We start from the raw sequence: 9,943 nt of genomic DNA, 5'->3' as shown, positions 1-9,943 counted from the left end.
GATAAATAAAAAAGCTACTGAAACAAAAATTCAGTAGCTTTTTTATTGCTTTCAATTGATACTATCTCAACCGTGGTCCCGTTTTCTTCTTTTCTTTCACAGGCACAATTTCTTGTCGGGGTGCTTCTTGCGGCCTTATTCTTTCACTTACAGTCTCACTCTGAAGAAGCCTGTTTAAATACCGGAGGTCCTTCAGTAACTCCTGTTTGCATTCCATCTCCAGGGAATGGGCCATATTCGACATCGGGTTGGTACTTTTCTTGACAAGCGGACCGTTCAGGAGATCTTCTTCTACATACAGGGTACAACGCTTCAAATAGCCTTCAATGTCCTTCGGCGTTTCAGCGGTATCAATCGCCTCCTGAATGGCCTTATAATTCTTATCCATATAACAGGCCTTATACAAGTCATCGGCATGCCAGTCAAAGAAATGAAGATAGTTTTTTCCCAGTTGCTGGTTATACTCTTTTATATCGCTTTCCACAACCCCTTTCTTCTTGTCAAGATATTGCTGCAATTGTTCGATCCTTAAATCACTTTTATCCATTGTTGTCCGATTTATAGTTCCATGTCCGTTTCAGTTTCGCTCTGAAAGGATATATCCAGTTCTCTTTCCTGATGGAAATTATCCGCTATCACGAATTTAATTTCCGCATTCTTGCTGCTTCGGTTATGATAGAAGAGCGTGAATACCTGGCGGCAGGGATCGCTGTCATCCAACTCCGCTATCGAATCCAACGGTTGCATCTCCCGGTTCACCAGATAGACCTTCTTCTTGTCGTACACCTCGCCGCTACCCTCCATCTGTATATAACCGATTTGATAGCCGGCTTCCTCATAGTTTCCGCTACGATTGAGTGTCAGACGAATCTCCACGGTCTCATCCGGGGAAATGGTCTTCTGGAGATACCAGGACGTTAGCGAGAAATCATAAGCCTGCTGTACTTCCAATTTATCATCACAGCCACCCAGCAGGCAAAGCAATGTGAGCATGATACCACTTATTATTAATTTCATCTTCATGATTTTACGTATTACTAAATGAATAATTTACTTGATTGAGTCCGTTGTCGGCTAACGCCTGATGCCCGTTTTTATCTTTCTTTCAGGCGGCTCTTCTCTCTTCTTTTCTGTTTTATTAGCCGTCTGTTGCAAATTCTCTTCGGGAGGCGTTTGCGCAAGGATATTCGCGAATTCCCGGTAATCCCTAACTAACTGCTGCATACACTCCAACTTCAGGAAATGGGCAACATTCGTTGTCCGGCTGGAACTGTTACAATCCACCTGACCGTTCAACAGTTTGTTCTCACAGTAAGCAATGTTGTCCTCAACAATATTCCAAACCGTATCCATGCCCTTTGCCCCGTCCACCGCCTGCCGGAGTATCTTATAACACCCGGACATAAAATGAGACTTATACAGGCTCTCCGCATTCCATTCGAAAAAGTGTAGGAAATTCTCATTCATCTTCTTGCTTTGTTCACGTATGTTCCGGTCTTCCCGGTTTATTTTCATATCCAGCCAATGAAGCATCTCATCCACGTTCCAATTGCCTTGTTCCATACTGTTGCCGCTAATTGAAAATGTACTTGACACCGACAGCTGCCACCGTGTGGAAATTCCCCACGGATGATCCGAAGAATATCCTCTGGCGGACATTGAAAAGAAAAACCAGCCTGTCGGAAAGGAACGCCTCCATCTCGAAAGCCGGGGCAAAACCATAAATGAAGCATCCGTCATTCTTTAAAGTCGCCCCGTCATAGAGCAGCTTGCAGTTCCAGTTGGTCGTCTCATAACCCGCCAGAGCGGAAAGACCGGCAGAGAAGAACACGTTCTTACCACGGTCCGAGATGAACGGCACGAAATAACCTACCTCCCCGGTAAACTGCGCTTTGGGGATCGCAACATCCTTATAGGAATAGTGCTTTTTCACATAATCCGCCCCGAACAGCCAGCGGGAATGGTTCCGGTTATACCGACTCAGAGCCAGTCCGACCTGGAAATTACCATGCAGATGCTTCACATTTGAACCGAAGTCGTCTACACCGCCTAACGTAAGCTGGATACCTTTCTGCCCCGGCAGGTAACGCTGGGCAAAAGATTTGCCTGCCACAAAGGGCAGACAAATGCATAACAAAATAAATAAAACTCTTTTCATGATTACTCACCGATTAATTCATTCACAATACGCGCGTCCACCAGGTCACTGTTCTCAATATAGAACCGCTGGTGACGGCCTCCCCCTTTCTCGTAAATTTCCACTTCCAGCAACTTGTCGTCAGGAATGACAATTTTCGGAAAGGCATACACGATCCGTCCCGTGCTCTTTCCTTCGATGCGTGTCAGGGCATTGAGCGTGCGTACCGGTTCAATATAAGTTTCCTGCTGAGCCGTCCTTTTGGCTATCTTCTTATCCACTATCTTAAATCGCACGAAATCCACATCGAAAGGCACATTGGAATTGTTCGTCAGGGAAACATGGAAGAAGATCAGGTCCTTATGCACATAAATGCCCTTTAAAAGAGCCTGCATCCCGAACTGCCTGCATCCGATATGCTTCACGTCCCTACGGTCCAGCCGGTGGATGGTGTACATCACGCTGGCAATGACCGTCGGATCTTCCTCGCCCAGTTCCGTGACACGGATGGAGCTGCCTCCTTTCTTTTCTCCCTCGTCCGGGTTCATCCACTGGTCCATATTGATATTCAGTGTGGAAGGCTCTTCCTTATAAACGACATTGAAGGAAAAGAAAGAGCCGTCTCCTGTAATCACGGAGAAGTTCGTCTCTCCCGGAAACTCCTTCACCGCCGCTTTGACACGTACCACGTTCTCGACTCCGTCAGCCTTGCCTGCGATGATATTGTTACTGCCCAAATCCACGTAGCGCACTTCCGAAGGGAAGAGGATATGCACCGTCTTCCCAAAAGTGACCTCTATTTTATAAGGGATGATATGCTGGCCCGCCGTCAGAATCCTGACGGGATTTACCGGCCTTTCCTCCTGTGAAAAACCGGATACCGAGGCCAGAACAGCCATCAAGAATGCTATAACTATTTTCATTGTCTTGTCTTTTTTATTAAAGTGAATAATCCGTTATTGTCTCTTTGTGACCAGCAGCACCTTATATCCGGCTTTCAGTGTCACCTTGACCGCGCGAACCCGTCCGGCGATCAACCGCGTGCCGCCCTGCATGACTCCGCGCGTCAGGTCCATGACCACCTGCTGTCCGGCAGAACGTGCAAACGAAACGCTGTTTCCCATGCTCTCGCTGACCGTTCCAGCCGCATCCTTTGCCGCATTGCGGGTTTCCGATCCGGGAACGAAAATACCTTTCTGCCCGTCTATATCGTAAGTCGCCAACTGAACAGGAATGATATTCCCGGCATACTCGATGCTGCTGATCAGGATATCCAGACGCTCTCCCTGTATGACCGCCGCACCTGTTACCAGACTGTTCTCCGGAACGGTAATGTTGCCGGCTTGTAGAGGTTGCAGCAACCGGAGTTTTACCCTGCCTCCCTGTTCAATGATCTGGTTCTCCGGAATGCAGGCGGCGATGGTATTCGTCCCCATTTGGTAGCTGTTCCCGACAGCAGTATTAAAACCGTAATTCCTCTCGACAGTAAGCGAAGCGATATAGGCGGAATCCGTAACAGGTTGTGAAAGGCCGGAGGTCGTCTGATACTCCGCCCGCTGAACCGGAACAGTTTCCGTGGGTTCTTTTCCGACAGCTTTCTCCTGGACCGTATCCTTATCCGGGTTCAGATACTTTGCCGCCATCTTGTAGGACCGCTCCATCAGTTCTTCTCGGGTAGCCGCCTTGTTCTTCTCCTTTTCCGCCTCTTCCAGCTTTTTGTTCAGTTCATCTACTTTTCTTTCCAAATCGCTGTTTGCCGTCTCTTTGGGAGTCTCATAGAAGTCATTCAACTGCCCGGAGATTTGCTCGTAGGTATTAACGGACTGTTGCAACCGGTCTCCGTCCTTTTCTTTTTCACCGGTATCGGATGCCCCCTTTCCTTCGTTCATTAATGTCCCGGCAAGCTGCTCCAACGACTTCATCCGGCTTTCTTCCTCCACTTCCGCCTGTTGCTTCTCATAGGCAGCGGTCTTCTTATCCACCAGTTTGGCAGTGGTAGGTTCGGGTACGTTCACATTGAATCCTGAATTTCCGGGGGCTTCCGTCTCGTTTTCCTTGCCGGAGGGGGCAAATATTCAGTACATGACTCCCAGGAAGACCAGCACAAAGGCCGGAATCACAATGAACTTCCTTCTTTTTTCCATCTCTTCCGGTGTGAGCACCTTCTTCTCTTTTTCAGGTTCTTCCTTCAAGGCTCTGCCGTTTTCCGGCTGTACCGCCGTTTCTTCTGCCGCTTCGGGCTTTTCCAAATCTTTATCTTCCATTACTCGTTGGTTTTAGGGTGATACATTATACTGTCTTTATCCGCCCGGTGGAGGGAGTCCACCGGATGGACAAACGGCAACTCCTTTTGTGTGCCGTGAGAGAGAAAACGCCCGAAAGCGCGTGCTACGGTGATACCACATAGAACGGTACTGGTAACCAGCATGCCCACAAGCACTCCCTTACGCTCTTTTTCGGACAGCTCCTCGCAAACGTTCTTCAGTTTTTCGCTGATCTCTGTCTTTATCTTCCTGCTTTTCATTACCTTAATATATTAGCGTTCAACGGTCCTTATATCCCTGTTTTCCAAAATCTCAAAGCGTTCCGCCATGAAGCCTTGCGGATTATTATCCGACCTGACCGTACTCTGCAGGAAGCAACGGGTGACCAGGGAACGCTCGGTGATATTGCTGTTTCGGATAATCATCTGCCGGGCAAAGGTGGTGATCCGGTACGGATAGTTATCGAAATCACACTGCATGCTGTCTACCAGGACAGTCTGGTTAATATTACCGCTGATCAGACGATTATAATAGCCTTTCTCGTTCCAATCCCGGTAATAACTATAAAGACTCTTGTCCGCCAGATACATGGCCCGGTTGATATTGGATTCGATAGCGGCCTTATCGGGAGCCAGCGTAAAGAACAGTTCATGCATGCGGCGCACATGCTCGCGGGCCTCCACCGGACGGTTCAATGCCGCATCTTGGGATAACGCCACTATGAGTGACTTGCCCTGATCCAATACATATACTTTCTCCCGTTGCTGGTTAGCAAAGAGGTAGGACTTTCAGATGGCATACGTAGTCAGTGAGGCACAAATACCCAGAAAGACCAACGTGAACAGGCGGATCTGCCTGAACGAGGATTCGATGTTTTTAAAACTTTTAAATTCCATAATTTTATGTTTTTTCAATTTCTACTTTTTCAATAATACGGCACCGACATTTCCCGTCGAAGCACCCGCCGCAGCACCGGCTACATTGGTCACCTTGGATGTCGTATTGTTGACATTCCGGTTATAGGCACTCATACCTCCCGCTTGGACAATCCAGTTCGAAACAGTGGGCACACAAAAATATCCGATAATGCCGATGACCATGAATATCAGATAGATGGCCGAGGAACCGTCCACGTCAATGACACTCATCGGATCGGCCATCAGGTTCATCTCTTCCTGCAGGATTAGCGTCTGTATCTTGGCAAGCATCGCCCCGAAGAGATCAGCCACCGGTAGCCAGAGATAGACACTGATATAGCGTGCCAGCCATTGGACAAGCGTGTTCTGCAGTCCGTCAAAAACACTCAGGGCAAAGGCTATCGGTCCCAAAATGCTTAGGACTATCAGGAAAAAGGTACGGATCGTGTCGATGACCAGCGAAGCGGACTGGAAGAGAATCTCCAGCAATTTGCGCATGACCATCTGGACAATACCTTGCAGGGAGAAGGCATACGAAACCTCATACATGGTCTGCAAGGCCGTATGCTCCTCCTCACTCCAGCCCATGTTATCCAGTTCCGCATCCAGCTCCTCATTGGAAGCAAAGACACGTCCGGTCATCATCGTCTTAGCCATCATGTCCGCACGGAGCTTGTCCTTCTCCTGCTGGTACTTCTGCAAGTCGAAGGTCTGGTCACGGAGCAGCATTCCGGTTCCCTGAACGATGGGGCTAAAGATACCGTTGAGAGTTCCCAGCACCATCACGTCAAAGAAAAGGATACACATGCCCAGGACAAAAGGCCGTAACATCGAAAAGACATCGATGGGCTCCGCACGGGAGAGCGACTGCCAGACACGGTAAGCGATATAGAACAAAGCTCCTAATGCAGCGAGTGCCATCGCCATGTCCATCATCGGGTGGCAGAGTTTGGTCATCGTATCATAGAGATTCCGAAGAATCTGGTGCATATTTTCAAATGAAATGGATAATAATACCATAATTGATTCTTTTAAAATTGTAGACTACCAATAACGCTCATCCTTGCCGTACAGGTCAAATACCTGTTGCTGCTCGTTCTTCTCCTTGGCACGCAGGTAGGATACATGCAGGTTCTTGCGGGTGTAGTAGTTGGCCAATTCCTTGTAATGTGTCATTTCCCTGTATACCCGGTTCACCAGGTCAATGCGTTCCTTGTCGTTCATGGACATGCCGGTGGGATTGATGATATTCTTCAGCTCGGTAATGCTGCGGCTGCTCTTCTTCATGATGGTGTTATAACCGGCAGCTATCGCATTCAGCTCCCGCTGGCTGAAATTCTTGTCGGTTAGCATCTTGCCGAAATTGTTCACGTAAATCTCGGAGATATCACCGAGCATCAGGACGGACTCCTTGACTTTCTCGCTGCCGCTGATCAGGTCGTTCACTTTGCGCAGCTTGTCGTAATACTCACGCCCCTGCTCGAAAATCTTTGAGGTCTCCTTCCATGTGGAGAGGGCATTCTGCGCCGTTTCCGAGGTCTCCACTATTTCGTTGACACTGTTCACGATACCCTGGACGAGGTTGCCCGGATCGGACACCACCCACTGTGCCTGTACGCTTGCCGGTACTATAAAGGCCGACAGGACAAACAACATGCTTATAATTCTCTTTCTCATTGCTTCTTTATTTTAATCGTTTATTTTTTCTTTTTCTTCTCACTTGCCAACATTCGGATAGCCTGCTCCATATTGCCGCCCAGCTTCTCTGTCATTTGTGTGACTTCCAGTTTTTCGGTTTCTTCCGTGGTATAGGTGAGATACTCCTCGACAGAGGTTTCTGTGGCATAGACAGCGGACCGGACACCTCCCAAGCCTATTCAAACCTCCTTATACTTCCGTGCCGGATCGTTGGACTGATTGATAGACAATATCTGCCCTTTCTCTTTGTCGGTCAATCCGAGCAGGGACTGTACGGAGTCAAACTTGTTAATATACTTTCGCTGATCCAGCAGAATCTTACAATCGGCATTGTTGATAATGGTGTCTTTGATAATGGGACTTGATACAATATCGTCCAGTTCTTGAGTGACGACAACGGCCTCACCAAAATACTTTCTAACCGTTTTGTATAAAAACTTTATATAGTCAGCCATGCCTTCACGTGCGATTGCCTTCCAAGCCTCCTCTACAACTATCATCTTTCGCACCCCATGCAAACGTCTCATTTTGTTTATGAAAGCCTCCATAATGATGACAGTGACTACCGGAAAAAGAATTTTATGCTCCTTAATTTCGTCAATTTCAAATACCACAAAACGCTTGTTCAAGAGGTCGAGCTGCTCGTCGGAGTTCAGCAGATAATCGTACTCTCCACCACGATAATAAGGAGCCAATACATTCAGAAAGTTAGTGAGATCGAAATCCTTCTCGCGGTAATGCTTCTCCTCCAGTATTCCACGGAACTCTCCCTGTACGAACTCGTAGAAAGTATTAAAGGAAGGAACTAGCTCATTGTCCTCCTTTATCTTTTCAAGGAACAGGTTAACCGCCATTGAGAGTGCTACTTCCTCGGCACGGGTAATGACTTCCGTATCCCTTTTCCAGAGCGACATGATCAGCGTTTTAATGGACTCTTTCTTTTCCAGGTCAAAGACCTTGTCTTCGGTGAAAAATGGATTAAAAGCTATCGGATGTTTTTCACTATACGTATAATATATGCCATCCTCACCGTTTGTGCGCTGGTGAATCAGGTCACATAATCCCTTGTAACTGTTACCGATGTCGATCAATATAATGTGGGTATTCTGTTCCCAATACTGTCTCACAAGATGGTTCATAAAAAATGACTTGCCCGAACCGGAAGGCCCGATGACCAGCTTGTTACGGTTGGTTGTAATACCACGACGCATCGGTTCGTCCGAAATATCCAGATGCAGGGGCTTCCCGTTTGTCCGGTCTGCCATCTTGATACCGAATGGCGACAGGGAATCCGCATAGTTCGTCTCTTCCGTAAAGAAGCAGACTCCCTGTTCGACGAAAGTGAAAAAGGACTCCTCGGAAGGGAAATCGCCCTCGCCTCCCGGAATACCTGCCCAATACAAGGCAGGTGCGTCAATGGTATTATAACGGGGCTTGCATCCCATCAGGGCCAGAGCAGAACCGGTATCGTTCTTTATCACCTTGAGCTTCTCCCGGCTGTCCGACCATGCCATGACATTGCAATGGCAACGGATGGCGGTCAGCCCGAAGGAATGCGCCTCGTCCAGGTAGGCATCAATCCACTGCTTGTTAAGTTGGTTGGCTCGGCTGTATTTGGAAAGCGAGTGCATGTTGCGTGCCGTCTTCTCAAAGCGTTGCAGGATTTCTGCCGAATCATCGATGAACAGGAACTGGTTGTAAATATGGTTACAGGAGAGCATTAGCCCCACCGGAGCGGCAAAACTTAGACGGCAGTCGCTGCGGTCGGTGGAGTATTTCTCATACCGGGTATCCGTCTGGACGGAACCGGGAAGATCATCCACATCGGAAAGCGTATGTACGCAGAGGATATCATCCCCGATGCGCATCTCCGACGCGCTCATCTGTATATCCTTCAGTGTGGTCGTGTCCTGCTGCGAAAGAGAAAAATACTTTTCAATCAATCCGGCCTGCTGCGGTGTGCCGACTATCTCATCGGTGGTCAACCGCTCCAGACGGATAAAGGCCGAGTCATTCAGGATGCGCTCGAACTGGTCGACACTCTCCAAAAACAGGCTGACCGTTTCTTTGTCCCGGACTTCCTTCGGAATTATATTCCCCCGGCAGAGGATGGAGAAATTGCTCTGGCTGCGGCTGCGTTCCTTAGTCGTCTTGGTGATAAACAGGTAAGAGAAATGATTTAGGAAAGGCCGTTCATTAAAATGAAGTTCGAAAGAACGGTCCAAAAAACTCATCCCGTCTTTCTGCGTGTCGGCCTTGTAATTTTCTTTCAGAAACCAGTCCTGGCGGTGTACTATCGTATAATTCGGCAGTACCTTGACTGCCTTTGTTCATGTGCCGTGCATGGATGCATAATCTGCGGAAGTGACCGTGAACAGCTCCGGAAGAAAGACCTTGAAGCCGATGGTCACGTCCGCGTCTTTGGAGAGAATGCACCCTTCCTCCACGGACAGGATTGGAAACTTACTTTCCAGCGTTGCGGCTTTTAATATATTTCTCATGAATGCGTTTTTTAAATAAGGAAGATATACGTTTGCGATTGATGATATAGGACGGGTGGTACTTGACTGCGGCCAGCTTCATCAGGCCGTTGGGACCATACTTCTTGTTCAGGTGGAACACCCCGAAGATCAGAGAGAAAGCGGAGAGGACACCGAAACCGATACAGAACCACCGGTCAATACCTATCATATAGAAGATGACGAACAGCAGGAAAATGGCCAGCAAGCCCCCGACAAAAAAGTACAGGTATTGTGCCTGCAAGCCGTTGAATTCCACGTTGCGTCCGATTCCCTTGTTGATATTGTATTCCATAGCCTGCTATATTACAGGAAGAAGGAACGAAGGACTGTCGCCGCGATGATGAGGAAGACGCAGGCTCCAAACCAGCTCCCGGCGGTTTTACCGGTGTCGGGGTCGCCGCTACT

General features: G+C 48.2%; 12 protein-coding genes and 2 pseudogenes. All 14 read right to left on the bottom strand.

Annotation, left to right across the window (positions count from 1 at the left end; translation table 11 throughout):
- Nucleotides 1–61 precede the first annotated feature (61 nt).
- Entirely contained in the window at nt 62–547 is a 486-nt protein-coding gene (locus BSCG_RS06795) for a hypothetical protein (protein ID WP_007217340.1), read from the bottom strand.
- An 11-nt stretch (nt 548–558) separates the two neighbouring features.
- Nucleotides 559–1,023 carry a TraQ conjugal transfer family protein gene (locus BSCG_RS06800; protein WP_004308050.1) on the bottom strand — a complete coding sequence of 155 codons (465 nt, stop codon included), beginning with the start codon at nt 1,021–1,023 and terminating at the stop codon, nt 559–561.
- A gap of 51 nt (nt 1,024–1,074) precedes the next feature.
- On the bottom strand, nt 1,075–1,563 hold the full coding sequence (locus tag BSCG_RS0127795; protein WP_004308049.1) for a hypothetical protein: 489 nt from the start codon (nt 1,561–1,563) through the stop codon (nt 1,075–1,077).
- Nucleotides 1,564–1,573: 10 nt separating this feature from the next.
- Nucleotides 1,574–2,158 carry a conjugal transfer protein TraO gene (locus BSCG_RS06805; RefSeq protein ID WP_004308048.1) on the bottom strand — a complete coding sequence of 195 codons (585 nt, stop codon included), beginning with the start codon at nt 2,156–2,158 and terminating at the stop codon, nt 1,574–1,576.
- Nucleotides 2,159–2,160: 2 nt separating this feature from the next.
- Complete coding sequence (gene traN / locus BSCG_RS06810) at nt 2,161–3,060, bottom strand: conjugative transposon protein TraN (RefSeq protein WP_004308047.1); 900 nt, start codon at nt 3,058–3,060, stop codon at nt 2,161–2,163.
- A gap of 33 nt (nt 3,061–3,093) precedes the next feature.
- On the bottom strand, nt 3,094–4,212 hold the full coding sequence (gene traM, locus BSCG_RS06815; protein WP_008776846.1) for a conjugative transposon protein TraM: 1,119 nt from the start codon (nt 4,210–4,212) through the stop codon (nt 3,094–3,096).
- Nucleotides 4,213–4,401: a hypothetical protein gene (locus tag BSCG_RS0127790; protein ID WP_004308045.1), complete on the bottom strand. Its 189-nt coding sequence runs from the start codon at nt 4,399–4,401 to the stop codon at nt 4,213–4,215.
- Entirely contained in the window at nt 4,401–4,661 is a 261-nt protein-coding gene (locus BSCG_RS06820; RefSeq protein ID WP_004318726.1) for a hypothetical protein, read from the bottom strand. Before BSCG_RS06820 ends, BSCG_RS0127790 begins: the two co-directional genes overlap by 1 nt.
- A gap of 12 nt (nt 4,662–4,673) precedes the next feature.
- Nucleotides 4,674–5,297: pseudogene (gene traK, locus BSCG_RS0127785) on the bottom strand (conjugative transposon protein TraK).
- Between the two features lie 21 nt (nt 5,298–5,318).
- Nucleotides 5,319–6,338: a conjugative transposon protein TraJ gene (gene traJ / locus BSCG_RS06825; protein ID WP_004308042.1), complete on the bottom strand. Its 1,020-nt coding sequence runs from the start codon at nt 6,336–6,338 to the stop codon at nt 5,319–5,321.
- A 24-nt stretch (nt 6,339–6,362) separates the two neighbouring features.
- Complete coding sequence (locus BSCG_RS06830) at nt 6,363–6,995, bottom strand: DUF4141 domain-containing protein (RefSeq protein ID WP_004318720.1); 633 nt, start codon at nt 6,993–6,995, stop codon at nt 6,363–6,365.
- Nucleotides 6,996–7,015: 20 nt separating this feature from the next.
- A pseudogene (locus BSCG_RS0127770) lies at nt 7,016–9,517 on the bottom strand (TraG family conjugative transposon ATPase).
- Nucleotides 9,480–9,830 (bottom strand): DUF4133 domain-containing protein, encoded by a 351-nt coding sequence (locus BSCG_RS06835; protein ID WP_004309896.1) that lies wholly within the window; start codon nt 9,828–9,830, stop codon nt 9,480–9,482. Before BSCG_RS06835 ends, BSCG_RS0127770 begins: the two are co-directional and overlap by 38 nt.
- Before the next feature lie 11 nt (nt 9,831–9,841).
- The coding region (locus BSCG_RS28970) for a DUF4134 family protein (protein ID WP_139016506.1) at nt 9,842–9,943 on the bottom strand (102 nt) is incomplete at its 5' end.

This window comes from Bacteroides sp. 2_2_4 (assembly GCF_000157055.1).
GTDB classification, from domain to species: Bacteria; Bacteroidota; Bacteroidia; order Bacteroidales; family Bacteroidaceae; genus Bacteroides; species Bacteroides ovatus.
The sequence above is the reverse complement of the archived record's forward strand: the minus strand, read 5'-3'. Positions and strand labels throughout refer to the sequence as shown.